This window comes from Hyphomicrobiales bacterium (assembly GCA_039989895.1).
Taxonomy (GTDB): domain Bacteria; phylum Pseudomonadota; class Alphaproteobacteria; order Rhizobiales; family JACESI01; genus JACESI01.
In genome coordinates this window covers 686,776-703,877 of record JBDXGY010000006.1, presented here as the reverse complement: position 1 = coordinate 703,877, position 17,102 = coordinate 686,776, and the positions used below count along the sequence as shown (strand labels likewise).

Annotated in this window: 12 protein-coding genes; 4 read left to right on the top strand and 8 right to left on the bottom strand. The window is 41.8% G+C overall.

Translation table 11 applies throughout. The features are described from left to right. Positions 1 to 9: 9 nt before the first annotated feature. From ABJ081_09870 to gmd, 7 genes are all read right to left on the bottom strand, one after another. The gene (locus ABJ081_09870; protein MEP6356980.1) at positions 10 to 1,239 is read right to left on the bottom strand and encodes a hypothetical protein; all 1,230 of its coding nucleotides are present in this window, start codon (positions 1,237 to 1,239) and stop codon (positions 10 to 12) included. Between the two features lie 688 nt (positions 1,240 to 1,927). Next, a complete protein-coding gene (locus ABJ081_09865) occupies positions 1,928 to 4,276 on the bottom strand; it encodes a polysaccharide biosynthesis tyrosine autokinase (GenBank protein ID MEP6356979.1) in 2,349 nt (782 codons plus the stop codon). Between the two features lie 90 nt (positions 4,277 to 4,366). After that, the gene (locus tag ABJ081_09860; protein ID MEP6356978.1) at positions 4,367 to 5,086 is read right to left on the bottom strand and encodes a polysaccharide biosynthesis/export family protein; all 720 of its coding nucleotides are present in this window, start codon (positions 5,084 to 5,086) and stop codon (positions 4,367 to 4,369) included. 257 nt (positions 5,087 to 5,343) lie between these two features. Then, on the bottom strand, positions 5,344 to 6,132 hold the full coding sequence (locus ABJ081_09855; GenBank protein MEP6356977.1) for a CpsB/CapC family capsule biosynthesis tyrosine phosphatase: 789 nt from the start codon (positions 6,130 to 6,132) through the stop codon (positions 5,344 to 5,346). A 268-nt stretch (positions 6,133 to 6,400) separates the two neighbouring features. Continuing rightward, positions 6,401 to 7,009 carry a hypothetical protein gene (locus tag ABJ081_09850; GenBank protein MEP6356976.1) on the bottom strand — a complete coding sequence of 203 codons (609 nt, stop codon included), beginning with the start codon at positions 7,007 to 7,009 and terminating at the stop codon, positions 6,401 to 6,403. Positions 7,010 to 7,564: 555 nt separating this feature from the next. After that, positions 7,565 to 8,497 (bottom strand): GDP-L-fucose synthase, encoded by a 933-nt coding sequence (locus ABJ081_09845; GenBank protein MEP6356975.1) that lies wholly within the window; start codon positions 8,495 to 8,497, stop codon positions 7,565 to 7,567. A gap of 45 nt (positions 8,498 to 8,542) precedes the next feature. Continuing rightward, positions 8,543 to 9,610: a GDP-mannose 4,6-dehydratase gene (gmd, locus tag ABJ081_09840; protein MEP6356974.1), complete on the bottom strand. Its 1,068-nt coding sequence runs from the start codon at positions 9,608 to 9,610 to the stop codon at positions 8,543 to 8,545. Between the two features lie 368 nt (positions 9,611 to 9,978). Between gmd and ABJ081_09835 the strand changes: the two genes are divergently transcribed. After that, entirely contained in the window at positions 9,979 to 10,791 is an 813-nt protein-coding gene (locus ABJ081_09835; protein MEP6356973.1) for a GDP-mannose 4,6-dehydratase, read from the top strand. A gap of 184 nt (positions 10,792 to 10,975) precedes the next feature. Next, a complete protein-coding gene (gene lexA / locus ABJ081_09830; GenBank protein MEP6356972.1) occupies positions 10,976 to 11,689 on the top strand; it encodes a transcriptional repressor LexA in 714 nt (237 codons plus the stop codon). 13 nt (positions 11,690 to 11,702) lie between these two features. Here the strand turns inward: lexA and ABJ081_09825 are convergent, their stop codons facing one another. Next, positions 11,703 to 13,946, bottom strand: a complete 2,244-nt coding sequence (locus tag ABJ081_09825; GenBank protein MEP6356971.1) for a ComEC/Rec2 family competence protein — start codon at positions 13,944 to 13,946, stop codon at positions 11,703 to 11,705. A gap of 139 nt (positions 13,947 to 14,085) precedes the next feature. Between ABJ081_09825 and gltX the strand changes: the two genes are divergently transcribed. Next, on the top strand, positions 14,086 to 15,507 hold the full coding sequence (gene gltX / locus ABJ081_09820; protein ID MEP6356970.1) for a glutamate--tRNA ligase: 1,422 nt from the start codon (positions 14,086 to 14,088) through the stop codon (positions 15,505 to 15,507). 291 nt (positions 15,508 to 15,798) lie between these two features. Further along, on the top strand, positions 15,799 to 17,091 hold the full coding sequence (gltA, locus tag ABJ081_09815) for a citrate synthase (protein ID MEP6356969.1): 1,293 nt from the start codon (positions 15,799 to 15,801) through the stop codon (positions 17,089 to 17,091). Positions 17,092 to 17,102: the final 11 nt, after the last annotated feature.

Below are 17,102 nucleotides of genomic sequence, written 5' to 3'. Positions count from 1 at the left end.
GAGGCCTAACTAGTCTCCAACTTTTTCAATGGATACATCGTGAATAAGCAAGCTTCCCGTTATACGGTTTGCCCAGCTTTTTGAGAAATTCTTATTATACACATTTATCACTTGCATCTTGCAGTCATCGTTCGGTACGAGCACTTCAATATCAATAGAGTTTTGCTCATTTTTAGATTTTAACAACGCCACTTCACCGAGTAATCGTCTTGGTTTAAAGCATGAGATACCCATAACAACTGGTTTTGGACTCTTTAAATTTTGATTTGTATAGCTAACGTTCAATCTTAAACGTCCAGGTGGTAATCTAATATGTTGAATCAGGTTGTTTAAATTTGTGGGTTTGCCGAGAAAGCGTATTTCAAGGGATGTATCATCAGGTGATTTGATCGCCGTTTTTTTAAGTCCAATGTCAACGCCAGCTTGATCTATGATGTGCCAATCAAAAGGACTTGTTGTCGGTTTGAAATCAAATGAACTATTAAACACAAAGCCAGCTTGTTCGCGTTGTTCGTCATTCAACGTCAGCAAAAACAAAATATAAGCATTAGAATATTTTTCGGCTCTGATTAGAGATTTACTAGTGTATGCTATGAGATGCTCAAGATTTTTTTCACCCGATTTATGCCAATCAATAACCAAGCGATAAGCTAAATCTTGGCCACGCACATCCTCACTCTTAATCAAACTTTTTATAAGGTCGACCTCGCTAGATTTATATTGTGTGAAAAACTGACTTGCTGATTTGTAAGAATCTTCATCTTGAAATAGTTCAACCAAGAATGGTTCGATAAGTGGCCAACGGTTTCGCCACCTCAAATAGACCAATTCAGCAAGCTTTGTTGCTTTGAGGTATTCACCTTTTTTGAATTGAAAAACAAACCTTCGCAATAAGGCATATTGGTCTGTCTGGATAAGTTTGCGGGCATGGATGTAAAATTCTTGCGCCTCTTCTTCCCTGCCCTGACTTTCTTCAATGAAACCGAGAAGACTGTAAAGGCGACCATCAAAAGGGTCTTTTTCCAATCCTTCTAATATGATTGGCTTCAGTTCGGAAATATCGCTTCCAGGCTCAGAAGTCGCCAGATATTCATATATGAATGAGCGTCTAGCGTGATTGTTTAAGGGGTTAATTTTAAACGCGAGATGTTTATCAAATTGCTGAACAAACTGACTGGTCGAGCTAAATAAAATTAGACAACATAATAGTAGTGAGACTACAAACATTATCTTTTTCAATTGAAATCACGCCTTAAATTCATGTCATCCGAAGCAACCTGTTTCTAACATTCTCATGCCAAGGATACCATATCTCATTTATTTTTTTACCATAAAGGCGCAAGTGATCATTGCTTGCTACAGATATGGTCTCATGAAATATTTTAAAATTTCCGCCATCACAAATCCCCCACCTAGAACATGGCCTATATTTATTTTAGCTTGAGGTAAGGTCGCGGCTTTAATTCTCGTAATCGAGTAGCTTAATTTGTTACGACAGTTTATTTGATTATGCATAGGTAAAAATACGCTTTTGTAGATTAACTAAAAGCGCATGTGATATAGCTGCTGAATTTACTGAAATTGAATATTTGGATTAAATTTTATCAAAACTTGAGTTGAAGAGGCTTTTAACTTTCCCAAACGTTTCAATATCTGTTTCAAAACGTTTAGTAAAAAGATTAAAGGGTCCGTACTTTATCTTAATTCTAGGACTACCCATGTGATTCCGACGAAAATAAAAATTAGCGCCGCTACTTTTATAATATGATGCCTTGCGAATTAAATCTATATCCATGACTACACAACAACTAATTACTCTACTCTTCAAAATTACAAGTATACTTTAATTGTTTATATGTAGTATATTTTATTCAAATTTGTCAATATTTATACAATTTGGTTAATAAAATCATTTAAATGAGAACAATCATCTATTAGCAAATCCAAACCGGCTCGCTAAACGACTAAATGTGTTGCTTTTTTGCGATGAATGCTCGTTAACATCACTAATATCGTTTGATACCAAGGCTGGTTGTGGCTCGTCGCTCTCATAAGAATAATAATTATACTGCATATATCGATAGGCATAATTATAGTCGAGTTGATTGACTTTGAATTTAGTAAACGCACAACCAATCACATTGGCGCCAACTGCACGCAGCCTCTTCAATGCATTTTTTGCCGCTTTGCGCGTTACCTGTTTAGACGAAACAACAACCAACGTTGCATCAACCTGCCGCGCTATAATTGGCGCATCTGACAGCCCCATTACTGGCGGACAATCAATGATCACCAAATCATACTTCTTAGTGCAATAGTGGATGGTCAGCCCCATTTTTTGTGAGACCAGAAGATCTGAAGGATTTGGAGGGATTGTTCCTGCAGAAAGAAAAGTAATATTAGGATTATCCGTTTCGCGGAAAATCTTAACGACATCTCCACCGCGCACAACATTGGTGAGAAGATTACTTAGACCTATCCCAGCGTCCGTATTAAAGAGACGGTGCATACGAGGTTTGCGCAAATCTGCATCAATCAATAAGACCTTACGACCAAGAGAGGCAAAATCATGGGCAAGACGAAAAGCCGTGGTTGATTTACCCTCCGAAGGCTCAGAGCTGGTTACCATCAAGCTGCGAATATTAGTATCCGTACCCGTAAACTGAACCGAAGTACGCAAAGTTCTATAAGCTTCTGATAGTGCTGAATTCGGGTTGTCGATCGTTTCCAATAGCTCACCGCTCTCCGTATAAGGAAGAACCCCGAGGATTGGAATATTGAGTTCATTCTCCAACTGATCTGGAATACTAAATGTGTTGTTTAATAGTTCCAAGACATAGACTGTTGCCGCAGCTAAGCCAGCAAAAGCGGCTAGAAACGCAACAAGGTTCAGTAGTAATTTAGGAGATAAAGGACGTATAGCAGGTACAGCGAACTCTACGATATTCGCACTGGCATCACGCAATTCCGATCCGATTCCCACATCACTCAATTTAGTAATTAAAGACTCGTATTGACGGCGATTAGAATCCACCTCTCGCTTCAAAATTGTATATTGAATATTCTTTCGTTGGTAAGAAGATTGTTGCTTTTCCAATTCAGCTAATTCAAGCCGCAGTGATGCTTCCTTTGATTTACTCTGCTCATATTTTAGTTCAACAGATTTAGCGATCGAATTGATTTCGGACCTCACCTGTTTGCGCAGTTCATTTATCTGAGCATTTAACCTGATCATTTCAGGAAAACCAGGCTTAAGCGTACCAAGTTTTTCTTGATAAGTAGCGCGGAGTTCAGCAATTTTCAAATTAGTTGTCTGTATCGATCCACTTGCAAATACATCGGGCAGAGAAGCTGCGTCACCATTAGAAATTTGCGCCTTGAAGCGCTCTGCCTCAAGACGCTCTTGAACAGCCTGAGATAGTGCCGAATTAATTTCAGCTATGCTTGATGCAATCAGGGAAACTTCATTTCCTGTAACTGTTATACCGGCATCTTCGGCATATTTAACAAGTTCTTTTTCCGACTTATGAAGACTCTCTTTGGTCTGAATCACTTGTTGTTGGATAAAGTCTTTTGCAACGGTGGATGTTTCGCTTTTTTTATCAATACTTTGTTCGATATAACTCTTAGCCATCTCATTAGAAATTTTCGCAGCTATTTCAGGGTCGGGATGGGTATAATTAACCGCAAGAATGCTCGTATTTCTGATCAAATTAATGGAGAGATTTTTTTTGATTTTATCAAGAGCTACTTCCTCTCGTTGTTCGGCAGTTAACTCGCCAAGCTCCCGTTTATCTGAGCCTAATGTAAATCGCTTGGTTATATTAGTTAAAGAGAATTTAGGTGTAGGCGATAAAAAATCCGGGTCTTCAGCAAGGCCTAGTTCAAATATAACTCTCTTAGCCAATTCCCGTGACAACATCTTTTGTCTTGCTGTCTCAAAGGTTCGCAAATCATTTGACTGGGAAGTCACTTCCAAGTCTTGGAAAACTTTGGCACTGCTGGTCAAAACTTCAATTCTAGTGGTTGAACCATATTGAGGTGTCTGCAAAAAATTAAAGAATACAGCGAGCACGATAGCTGCGATAAAGAAGGCTGCCAGTAACAGTCGGTAATGAATGACGTACCAAAACAGTTTTACAGGATCAAAAGTACTCTCTTCTTCTTCCGGATTACTATATGGATTGAAGCCATGGTGGTTGTAGCCACCATTAGGCATCGGCATCACTGGATGCGAGCTGGCTTCTAAGTGCGTGGGGAGATAATCGGGTTTCATATAAGCAGTGTTACTCGCATAATAGAATTGGTGGCTTTTTAGAATGGCATTGTTTATCGCTATCTATTGAACTCATTACACAATCAACCACTATAGCAATGGAATTGCTCGCACAGCATTTGCCGCAACCCCAAGTGTTTCTTTCAGGTTTTTCTGAGCCAACTTTGTTTTAGATGAAAATGCGACGATTATGTCACCACCAAAAATTTTTGGATCAATTGCCTGACCTTGTTGAATTTTCTTGAGATTATAATTAGCTACAAGCTTCTTCCCTTGAAAATCTCGATAAACGAATATTTTGCCGGTATCAGCAATTGGCGAAAGCCCCCTTGCAAGGGCAACAGCTTGCAAGAGCGTGGTATTCGAGCTGCTCGGATAAACCCCAGGCGTTAAAAACTCTCCATTAAGTGTGACTTGCTGACCTTTGGATTCTGTAACCAAAACTGCGATATCAGGAGATTGCAAGTGCTTTATTTCATATAATCTTTCTAGCTCACTTTCTAAAGCACCAACAGTTTTGCCAGCGGCGGCTACACGACCTATCAAAGGCATTGAAATGCGGCCACTGGAATCAATTTGGACGGTCTTATCAAGCTCATCTACCTGAAAAACATCAACCTCCAGCAAATCACCAACTAAGAGCACAGAATCAGCACCACCCCGCGTGTTTTCAGGGGCTGGCAAGCTTTCAACAATTTGGAGGTCATTTTCAATAGACTTATCTCCATTCGGAAGCTGAACATTATCTTGTGGCGATACGAGAGCAGTTACCGGTACTTGTCTTTCCACACCGCAGGCGGAGATAAGCACGCAACATCCGATCAATATCACATGACAGCATAATTTATTTAAACTGTTCAAAACCATTACTGTCGCCCTTTATAATAACTCAACACCACTCATTTTATTTTAATCATATTCAAAATACTTGCCCTAATAGCTTATGATACAAGTCTTATTTTTATGACAAGAATAAGATAATAGCAAAATTTGAGTATTTTAGATACTCTATCAATTGCCCGTTTTTTTAGCTAAAATTGTTATCTATTCCTAAATCCAACTTCTATCTATTTGAACCAACTCCAGAAGCCCTTTGATTTTTCTTTACCATCCCTTTTAATAACACTACGGTTTTTTCTTGGGAGCGGCTGGTTTTCCATAATCAACTTTGGGTTTTCATGGACAATTTGAATAGCCGCTGATTCGTCCAAACGGGCGGAGATGATCTCGAATGCTTTACTAAGTCCAGGCGGGCGACTTTTTAAATTATGTGCATCACTTGCTATGATATCTACACGCCCCTCATCTAACATACGTTCTGACCAATACTTAGCTCTATCCCCAAATCGTCCGGTTATTGATGCTGCTGTCAATTGAATTGGAACGCCTAATTCGTCCATTTCAACCATCTTGTCATAATGGCTCTCAATCCAAGTGAGTCTCTCAGGGTGAGTCAGAATTGGAATGTAATTTTCGGCCAATATTTTTTTACTGAACTCAACAATTTTGGGTGGCATGACATGATGGCTAGGTTCAAATAGAAAATAACGTGTTCCATTCAATGATGGTATATAACCAGCTTGCAATCCTTGGACGTTTGATGGACCAATATGCACATCGGCACCAATTATCAGTTTGAGAGGCAGTTCTTGTTGTTTGAGCGCTTCTTCTAGTTCGCTCATTTTCTGCTGGATTATACCGGTGTCGTTATCATAAATGCCAGGCATAATATGTGGCGTACAAGCGATATGTGTTGTTCCATCAGCAACAGCCAATCTGGCCATTTCAACTGACATCTCAATATCCTTTGCACCATCATCAATGCCATGAAGTATATGACTGTGTAGGTCTATCATTTAACAGGACAGCTATCTTTTCAATTGATTCACATAGCTACATTTAAAATAAAAGATCAGATATTACCCTTATCCATTCTCCTATATTAAACTACTATCGGAATAATATATTTACTCATGCGACATGTACCCTACATGAACGCTGGAACTAAACAGTTGTCACGCATGAATATGCTAGATTTCAAATACTGATATTACCGCAAAATTAATGCCGCAACCATTATGGTGCGACATTAATAATTCAAAATCAAATCTGAAAGAAAATCAACTATGGAGTTGCTGGAGAAGCGCCGGCAGCATCATCATCGTCGTCGTCAATCAGTTCAAAAATGCCATATCCAACACCACCAAGGACTGCGGCGCCGAGAAGCAAGTAAGCAGGGGAGAAACCACCACCAGTAACAGCCTCAGTTACTGGTGCGAGGACTGAATCAGACACAGCTTCAGGAAGGTCAGCCCCATATTTAGTTTCAATCGTGTCAAAAGTTGTTACGGAAGCTTCCTTTTGCCCTGTAGATGAAATACTAGCGCATATCGGAGCAGCGACATTATCTGTGAGAGAAACTTTCAACTCAGAATTTGCAGGAACCAAAACTGAACAAGAAGAACCAAATGAGACCTTCGCAGCAGACTTTTCTCCAACGCTCAAAAGAGACCCTACAGAAATATCAGAACCAGCTACTGCTTGGCTATAGCCAGACTTGCCAGACTGAAGAACTTCCCCGGCTACAGAAATAACTTTACCAGCAGAATTACCCGCTGAGGCTGAAACACAACTACAATTGATTGTATCATTTGCCGCAAATGCAATTGATGTATGCGCCGAAGTCGCTGCCACCAAAGAAAGGCTTAATACAGAGCTCAATACCTTATTCATTTTTATCATTCCTGTTTCATGGTTCTTGAGAGTTTTCAAAATCACATATGCGATAGCTTAAAAACCTCATTAGAATATTCATTTAGAGACTCATTAACTCAAGTCAATTAGAGACTCATTAACTCAAGTCAATTGATAACGCAAATTACTTTTTATTGCAACCTACAATTACAATCACACATTTAATACACCCAACAATGAAATGTGATATCTTTAACCAATCAAAACTGCAATAAATCAATGTTTATCAATAGCTTATTCATAAAGCTACCACATACCGATGACCGTTTTATTAACAAATTATTTTAATTTGTTTTGAATAATAAAATACTAATAATTTTTTTTCAAATTAGATTTAACTAAACAACAGGCAAAACATTATTTTCGTCAGGTTTGTCTGTCGTAAGGTCGTTTCAATCATAATGTAAGCAAAACCAAGGTGAGCAACTGTACAAGCGAATGAGTATAAGGTTGCCGGTTATTGGTGAACTTTTTTTTGATAACGGGCTCCAGCCTAACAAAGCCATTGCAGGTACAAAAAATAATTTAAATAGCTCATATCCAAGTATGAGCAATATCTTCATAAGTTGACTTCACTCCGAGGTTTAGTTTTCTCGCATTATTCCAGCCCAGCAATTTCAATTTTGTAACATCACTAAGTTTGCGTGGGGTGCCATCTGGTTTTGAGGCATCAAAGACCAATTCTCCTTTAAAGCCGACAACATCACAAATAATTTCGGCGAGCCCACGGATCGACACTTCTTCCCCAGAGCCAACATTAATGAGATTTTCATCGCTATAATTTTTTGTCAGGAACACAACAGCGTCAGCAAGATCATCTACGTGTAAAAACTCACGCAAAGGATCACCACTTCCCCATACCGATAAAGTCTCGGCATTTCGTATTTTTGCCTCGTACGCTTTTCTTAACAACGCAGGCAAAACATGGCAGTTCTCCAAATTATAGTTATCATCTGGACCATACAAATTTGTTGGCATTAAAGAAATGAAATCGCAACCATACTGTTTGCGGTAAGCCTGACATAACTTTATTCCGGCAATCTTGGCAATTGCATACCATTGATTTGTTGGCTCCAATGGTCCGGTTAGCAGCGAATCTTCCTGCATCGGTTGTGGCGCCAGTCGCGGATAGATACACGTAGAACCTAAAAATACGAGTTTTTCGACACCTGCTTTAAATGCAGCATGGATCAGATTTGCCTCAATCATCAAATTCTCATAAAGAAAATCCGCTGGATAGATGTTATTGGCATGAATACCACCGACCTTGGCAGCAGCAATAAAGACCACATCAGGTTTGCTGGATTGCATCCAAGTTTCGACCGCTGCCTGATTGATAAAATCAACCTCTTTGCGGCCCACACCCAATATATCGCAATTCTCTGATTGTAGTCGCCTCACAAGGGCGGCTCCTACCATGCCGCGATTGCCTGCTACACATACTTTTTTGTTGCTCAGATCAAACATTAGACATGCCTAATTCAATTATTTTAAAACCCAAGTTCGGCATTATCAGGCCAACTTCTTTTTCAACAAAGCAAGATCTGATGCGACCATATCCTTAACCAATTCAGAAAAACTCGTTGTGCATTCCCAGCCCAAAAGTTTTTTGGCTTTGGAAGGGTCGCCTAAAAGAATGTCTACCTCTGTCGGACGAAAGTATCTCGGGTCGATCTCAATCAAAACTTTTCCCGATTTAACATCTATACCTTTTTCTTCAACGCCCTGCCCGCTCCATTCAATCGTAATTCCAAGTTCTGCAAAAGCTATCTCGACAAATTCCCGAACAGACCTTGTTTCACCGGTTGCCAGAACAAAATCATCTGGTTCATCGTGCTGCATCATACGCCACATACCTTCAACATAGTCGCGCGCATGGCCCCAGTCACGTTTTGCATCAATGTTGCCGAGGTAAAGCTTGTCTTGCAAACCCAACGATATCGAAGCCGCTGCATGGGTAATCTTACGAGTTACAAAGGTTTCGCCACGAATTGGACTTTCATGGTTAAAGAGTATGCCGTTCGATGCGAACATTCCGTAGGCTTCACGGTAATTTACGACAACCCAGTATGCATAGAGTTTGGCCGCCGCATAGGGAGACCTTGGATAAAACGGCGTTGTCTCAGATTGCGGTGTTTCTTGTACTTTCCCGTAAAGTTCAGATGTTGATGCCTGATAAAACCGTGTTTTCTCTGTCAAACAAAGCAGTCGAATAGCCTCTAATAATCTAAGGGTACCGACAGCATCTGAATTCGCGGTATATTCCGGTGTTTCAAAACTAACCTGAACATGCGATTGGGCGGCAAGGTTATAAATTTCATCGGGTTGGGTTTCTTGTATAATACGGATCAAATTAGTGGAATCCGTCATATCACCATAATGCAAATTGAACTTTACATCGCTCTCATGCGGATCTTGATAAAGGTGGTCAATTCTCTGACTATTCAATGAAGATGAACGACGCTTTATGCCGTGAACGATATAGCCTTTAGAGAGAAGTAGTTCTGCAAGGTAAGCGCCATCCTGCCCTGTAACCCCTGTAATAAGTGCCGTTTTTATAGTCAAAATTATTCCATTCATTGTAAGGTTTGATTAGATAATCAAGCGGGCTATTTGATTGTTTTGACCCCTAGCCCGTCAAGATTGTTCGAATTCTTTTTAGGACGATTAACAGATCAAGCCATACTGAGAAATGTTTGATATAAAAGAAATCATAATGAGGTTTCTCTAACATAAGATCTGGAGTTGCTAAATGCCTTGATTGACCCAAGCCCAACCAGACACTTCAGGCCTTAAGATAAGCTAATACTTGTAGTAAGACAATTCCATTTGATACCAATCAGATAGAGCAATTGCTTCTGGGTATGGACCTTACCGCTTTCGTTCCAAGAATCCTTTAGCAATTCTCAACAACACGCTTGCTTCAAGCATGCATAGCAGCCACAGAGATGAACGCACTCAATAATCTGCTTGATAGCATCAACCTTAAATCTTTAGTGAATAAAAGCTTAGCCATGACCGCCTCCTTGTCCTCAGTCTTATGGAACAAGCCGCCTACAAATCTAGTGGCTATTCATTATCAACATGATCCAGTGCAGACGGCAAAAACATCGGTGATCGGCGCCATCAACATGCTTGGACTAGCTAAGCGGTTGGGTTGCAAAATATTTCAAGCCTCAACAAGCGAAGTTTACGGTGACCCAAGTGTTCACCCGCAACCGGAAGAATATTGGGGCAACGTGAACCCAATCGGCCCACGCTCTTGTTATGATGAAGGTAAGCGTTGTGCGGAGACTTTATTCTTTGATTACAATCGTCAAGTAGGTGTGCCGGTCAAGGTTGCACGTATTTTCAATACCTATGGCCCAAGAATGCATCATGCTGATGGCAGGGTCGTTTCAAATTTTATTGTCCAGGCTTTGAATGATGCCCCTATTACAATCTATGGCAATGGAGAACAAACAAGGTCGTTTTGTTATGTTGATGACTTACTTGATGGCTTTATGAGAATGATGGATACACCAGATGACATCACAGGGCCTATTAATCTTGGCAATCCAAACGAATTCACAATTGGTGAATTGGCTAAAACGATCATCCAGATGACTGATAGTCAATCAGAGCTCTTACAGGAGCCACTGCCCATAAATGACCCAAAGCAGCGGAAACCAGACATATCAAAAGCACGAGAATTACTAAATTGGGAGCCAACTATTGAGCTTAAACACGGGCTTGAAAAAACCATCGAGTATTTTAGATAATTTTAGACCCCAATATATCAAGTGTGTTGCGGCACTTATCATCTCTATATTTCATCAATAGATTACGTGCTTCAGCTCAAAACGCCATGCTTTACGAAATATTTACACTTGTGGAACACAACTAGAACATCTATAAATGTTCTTGATTTGTATCCAACAAGATTCGGAAAGCAGGAATCGGTCAATGTTAACACGCAAACAGCACGAGCTCTTAATGTTCATCAATGAACGTTTGAAGGAATCTGGTATTCCGCCAAGTTTTGATGAAATGAAAGATGCACTTGATTTAAGATCAAAGTCAGGTATCCACCGATTGATTACAGCATTGGAAGAACGCGGTTTTTTACGTCGCCTGCCCAACCGTGCACGGGCGCTTGAGATTTTGAAACTCCCTGAATCTGTAACACCAGGTCTTGCCTCCACTCAACGCTCAACGGGTTTTTCGCCCAGTGTGATTGAAGGCAGCCTTGGTAAAGTGCCTCCAACACCATCTAATAATACAGATGAAACAACGGATGCGATCTCTATTCCTGTTATGGGCCGCATTGCAGCAGGCACTCCAATTTCCGCTATACAAGAGCATTCCCATTCCATCTCCGTCCCACCTGATTTGCTATCAAATGGTGAACATTATGCACTCGAAGTACGTGGCGATTCTATGATTGAGGCTGGTGTTTTAGATGGTGACACAGTCATCATCAAAAATCAGAATTCCGCTGATAATGGCGATATTGTCGTGGCTCTTGTCGATGAAGAAGAAGCCACGCTGAAACGCTTGCGACGCAAAGGTGCTTCCATTGCACTCGAAGCGGCTAATCCTTCCTATGAAACACGAATCTTTGGCCCTGACAGGGTCAAAGTTCAAGGCAAATTAGTAGGCCTTATTCGGCAATATTGATTAAAATAAAGACCTATCTGTTTTTAGATTGATAGTGGTTGTGCCATGGACGTTTTATCGCAGGTATCGATGATTTCACGATAAAGATTTCATCTGCGCTCTTATTTTTCACGCCATGTGTTTTCTTTATATACACACTATGCGCACCCCCTGCTTTCAGGCGATAACGATCAATGACAAGAGCTGATTGCTCACAATATCGTGGCGCCGAGAATTGCGAGATGACGATATCAGCCCGTCTGCAATCTTCATAAAAGCCTGAGGGGTGTTTCACATGGGCAATAATCTTATCTTGGAATTGAAACACACACCCAAAGTCATCACAAAATGGCTTGTTTATTTTATCACTAGGCTTCTGGTCTTTATGTAGACCAAGGCCTGCGCGCCAAACCTTTTGCTCAAACCGCCCTGCCCTCGCCCCAGAGACAACCAATTCATCGCCGTTAGTGCGCACAGCGACCGTCTTACCGTCTTCAGCAATTAAAACATGCGGCCGAGAGGTGACCGGTAGCGCCCAAAACCCAAGAGCAAAAACAGGTATAAGCAATAGACGCAATTGGGATTTCATTACGCACAATAAAATAAGTGCCGCACTGAGCAATAAAAACGCTTTTGAATTTAACGCACCGGTTGCAGCATATGCACCCGTATATGTGCCTATTTGATCTGCGACTTGCACAATGATGTCGATACCAAGCCCCATAACCTTAAAAGGCAGCGCTTCATAACCAAATGGCATCAAAGCAAGCCCCAAAAAGCCAAATGGCATAACGAGGGACGCAAAAATGGGCACACCAATCAAATTTGCCACAAGCCCCAAAGGAGCTATGCGATGGAAATGGAACGCAGCAAATAGCCCCGTCGAAATACCCGCGAGAAGTGATGTGATAATCAAACCCAAAAAGTAACGTTTGGCGTTTAAAAGCAACCAGCTAGGAATAGTTATATTACCTGCATTTAAGGTCGATCTACCAAGCCAATAAGAAGCAAAAGCTACCAGACACAGCGTGGCCGCGAAAGACATTTGAAACCCTGGACCGATCAGTGCAAAAGGTGACAGCAACAATATCAACAAACATGCCAATGCAATATTTCGAACAGAAATGGCGCGGCGACCAAAAAGCATAGCCAAAGCCATAATACTTACCATGATGAAGGCCCGCGTTGCCGAAACGCTCCCACCTGACAAAAGAAAATAGATAAATCCTGTCCCAAGACCTGCGTAAGTTGCAATATTTCGAATTGAATAATGCAAAGACCATCGTACATTAAGAGCCAATACGCCTCGTGTAGCAAAGATGATGAATGTCATTACCAGCGCCATATGTAACCCCGAAATAGCCAATAAATGAGCAAGACCAGAGACCACAAATGCCTCACGAATTTCTGGTTCTATATTACCCCTCTCTCCAACCAAAAGAGCGGCTGCAACGCCTTGGAATTGCGCTTGTCCATTTGCCTCAAAGGCGTTTGAGATGCGGCCTGAGATTGCCGCGCGCCATTTTGTCGTTGAAGACAGAATTAGCATTGAACCAGACTGTCTAGCGGGCACTATTTTAGGGGTTCCAAAAACAAAACCCGTAGCCCCGATGCCTTTAAAAAACATATCACGGGCGAAATCATATCCGCTTGGCATGACCGGCCCCGGTGGTGGACCAATTTCGGCACGAAAGGCTAAACGGTCGCCGGGCTTCGCGGTAAAGCCTTTAGCCAAGACCCGCACTCGAATGCGCTTTGGCATAACAAGCCCTTCGCGTGTGCTTTTTAAAGCAATATCACCGATTACAAGCCGCTTCGATCCATCAGCTCTTTTCTCGTAATTTTGAACGGTTCCCTCAAGCGATACGCTATATTTTCGATCAATGATCGACGGATCTGACCAATGCGTATGAAAGGTAGCGATTGTAAAACCACCCATGAGTGCGAAAATCGCACCTATCCCATAAAAACGCAGCCCCTCAAACCGCCAACGCCATAAAAGGACACTAACGCCCGTAAGCAACAGCACAATTGTCATCAAGTGAGGCTCACTTGGAGCCGCAAAATAAAGCGCAATGCCAACTAAGAAAAGGCAGGTCATCCATACCAAAGGCTCGGCAAGGCGTATCTCTTTTACAATATTCAGAGAAAACCAATCGATCAAACGAAAAGACAAGCGACGATGAAGACCAACGCCGCGATATGCTAGACCAAACCGTTCACGCTTGATGTCGCTCGCAGCATCTTTCTTCTTGTCTTTCTGCTCTTTGATCCCCAAGGCAACACCATTAACAACACTATCCGCTTACTTTCTGCAAAACTACGCTTCATTGCAAACACTCTTCATGCTAAACGGCCAATAAATTTGGTTCACTCAAAGCCATTCATGTTTTTATTTCAAATATCGGAACGCATTTATGTCCAAAACTGTGGTCACTCGCTTTGCCCCCTCACCCACTGGTTATCTTCATATCGGTGGCGCCCGCACGGCGCTTTTTAATTGGCTCTATGCCAAGAAACATGGCGGCAAAATGCTGCTGCGCATTGAAGATACCGACCGCGCCCGTTCGACAAATGAAGCCGTGGAAGCAATTTTGGATGGATTAAGCTGGCTTGGTATTGACTGGGACGGTGAGCCACTTTCACAATTTGCACGCATCGACCGGCACAAGCAGGTAGCAGAAGAACTTGTGGCAAAGGGTCGTGCATATCATTGTTATGCATCACCAGAAGAACTGACCGAAATGCGCGAGAAAGCACGCGCAGAAGGTCGGCAACCGATTTATGATGGCCGCTGGCGTGATCGTGATCCAAGTGAAGCACCTAAAGACATTACACCCGTTATCCGCTTGAAAACCGAGACCGAAGGCGAGATAATCGTTAATGACAAAGTTCAAGGCGAAGTGCGCATTCCAAATAAGGATATCGATGATTTCATTATCCTGCGCTCAGATGGCACACCAACCTATATGATGGCTGTGGTTGTGGATGACCACGACATGGAAGTCACTCATGTTATCCGAGGGGATGACCACCTGACCAATGCCGCGCGTCAAACCGCGCTGTTCAAAGCGATGGACTGGGATGTACCGGTTTTTGCCCATATCCCGCTTATTCATGGGCCTGATGGCGCAAAACTATCAAAGCGTCACGGTGCCCTTGGGGCAGAAGCCTATCGCGCGCTTGGCTATCTGCCGATTGCCTTGAAAAATTATCTCGTGCGTCTTGGGTGGGCAAAGGGTGACGAAGAAATCATATCACCTGAAAATATGATCGAATGGTTTGGTTTTGATGGCATGGGCAAAGCTGCATCACGATTTGATTTCACTAAACTTGAAGCGGTTAATGGCCATTATATACGCCATAACAATGATACAGATCTAATGGATGCTCTTGAGCTTATGTTGCCAGAAATGGAATCCGGTCCAGCCATCATTGAAGCACTTGATGATGAGAAGCGCGCGCAATTACTCAAAGCCATGCCTGTCTTGAAAGAACGTGCGAAAACACTTGTAGAGCTGATTGAAAACGCCTCTTTCGTCTATGAAAGTCGCCCACTCAATATGAATGAAAAAGCGGCAGGCCTTCTAACTGATGACAGCCGTGCTCTTTTCGTGGAATTGGCCAATGATCTAGAAGCACTTAACGAATGGAACCACGATGCCATCGACGCTTGCATTCGATCTTTTGCTGAGAAGTCAGATCTAAAATTGGGTAAAATTGCACAACCACTTCGAGCAGCTTTAACAGGGAAAACCACATCACCGGGTATATTTGATGTTGCCGATGTTTTGGGACAACAGGAAGTCTTACTAAGAATAAGAGACCAAGCAATATAAACGAGGCAAAGTTTTTTCCAAAATATTTTATATCCAAGGATTATAGATTTTTCTAATAATCACTTGTTTTCAGTTACTTAAAAAGAGTTGGTGAATTTTAATTTTGGTACTTTGGATAACGTCGATCAACAATTAGTCTAGTTGTATTGCTCCTGCGTGTAAAATCAGTTAGTCAATGACTACCAATTAACGTGCGATTTCATAATCTTGCACAAAAAGAAAACTACGCAGTCATACAAGCTACGCAGTCATAAAGTTGCGTAAATTATTTCCCAAAGATGGAGAATGCACATGTCCGATAAAAAGGCACAACTCACAATTGATGGTAAAACTATCGAATTTAATATCAGTGACGGTGTAGTAGGACCAAGCGTTATCGATATTTCGTCCCTCTATGCGAAAACAGGAATGTTCACATATGATCCAGGCTTCACCTCTACAGCTTCATGTGATTCTCAAATAACCTTTATTGATGGCAATAAAGGCCAGTTATTGCATCGTGGTTATTCCATTGAAGAGCTGGCGATCGAAGGTGATTTTCTAGAAACTTGTTACCTTCTCCTTTATGGTGACTTGCCCAACAAGCCAGAGAAGGATGATTTTGTTGCTCGAGTGACATATCACACGATGATACACGAACAGATGTCACGTCTCTTCACTGGTTTCCGTCGTGATGCTCACCCAATGGCTATCATGTGTGGCGTGGTTGGTGCGCTTTCAGCTTTTTATCATGACAGCACTGATATCACTGATCCTCATCAGCGTATGATCGCCTCCTTACGTATGATTGCAAAAATGCCAACAATTGCGGCGATGGCTTACAAATATCACGTAGGTCAACCCTTTGTTTATCCGCGCAATGACCTTAGTTATACAGGTAATTTCTTGCGCATGTGTTTTGCCGTTCCATGCGAAGAATATGAAGTTAATCCTATTCTTGCACGCGCAATGGATCGCATATTTATTCTTCACGCAGACCACGAACAAAACGCTTCGACATCGACAGTGCGCTTGGCTGGTTCTTCTGGTGCTAATCCATTTGCCTGTATCGCTGCCGGTATTGCTTGTTTGTGGGGCCCTGCCCACGGTGGAGCCAATGAAGCTGCTCTAAAAATGCTTGAGGAAATTGGTACAAAAGACCAAATTCCTGAGTATATTCGTCGAGCAAAAGATAAAGAAGACCCGTTCCGTCTGATGGGTTTTGGTCACCGTGTTTATAAAAACTATGATCCACGCGCCAAAATCATGCAAACCACAACCCACGAAGTACTTAATAGCCTTGGCATCAAAGATGACCCGCTACTCGAAGTTGCTATGGAATTAGAACATATTGCTTTAACGGATGAATATTTCATCGAGAAAAAACTCTATCCAAATATTGACTTCTACTCCGGTATAACACTGAAAGCTCTCGGCTTCCCGACATCCATGTTCACTGTACTGTTTGCTCTTGCACGTACAGTCGGCTGGATTGCCCAGTGGAAAGAAATGGTTGAAGATCCATCACAGCGTATAGGGCGTCCGCGTCAACTCTATACCGGTTCAGCGCCACGCCAATACCAAAAGTTAGACGAACGCAGCTGATAGAGCTTGTT

What these genes read in the sequence shown, in the direction of transcription:
- gmd (MEP6356974.1), bottom strand. Translation starts at nt 9,610, where the DNA reads ATGAATGGAATAATTTTGACTATAAAAACGGCACTTATTACAGGGGTT.
- ABJ081_09845 (MEP6356975.1), bottom strand. Translation starts at nt 8,497, where the DNA reads ATGTTTGATCTGAGCAACAAAAAAGTATGTGTAGCAGGCAATCGCGGC.
- ABJ081_09850 (MEP6356976.1), bottom strand. Translation starts at nt 7,009, where the DNA reads ATGAATAAGGTATTGAGCTCTGTATTAAGCCTTTCTTTGGTGGCAGCG.
- lexA (MEP6356972.1), top strand. Translation starts at nt 10,976, where the DNA reads ATGTTAACACGCAAACAGCACGAGCTCTTAATGTTCATCAATGAACGT.
- ABJ081_09865 (MEP6356979.1), bottom strand. Translation starts at nt 4,276, where the DNA reads ATGAAACCCGATTATCTCCCCACGCACTTAGAAGCCAGCTCGCATCCA.
- gltA (MEP6356969.1), top strand. Translation starts at nt 15,799, where the DNA reads ATGTCCGATAAAAAGGCACAACTCACAATTGATGGTAAAACTATCGAA.
- ABJ081_09835 (MEP6356973.1), top strand. Translation starts at nt 9,979, where the DNA reads ATGAACGCACTCAATAATCTGCTTGATAGCATCAACCTTAAATCTTTA.
- ABJ081_09855 (MEP6356977.1), bottom strand. Translation starts at nt 6,132, where the DNA reads ATGATAGACCTACACAGTCATATACTTCATGGCATTGATGATGGTGCA.
- gltX (MEP6356970.1), top strand. Translation starts at nt 14,086, where the DNA reads ATGTCCAAAACTGTGGTCACTCGCTTTGCCCCCTCACCCACTGGTTAT.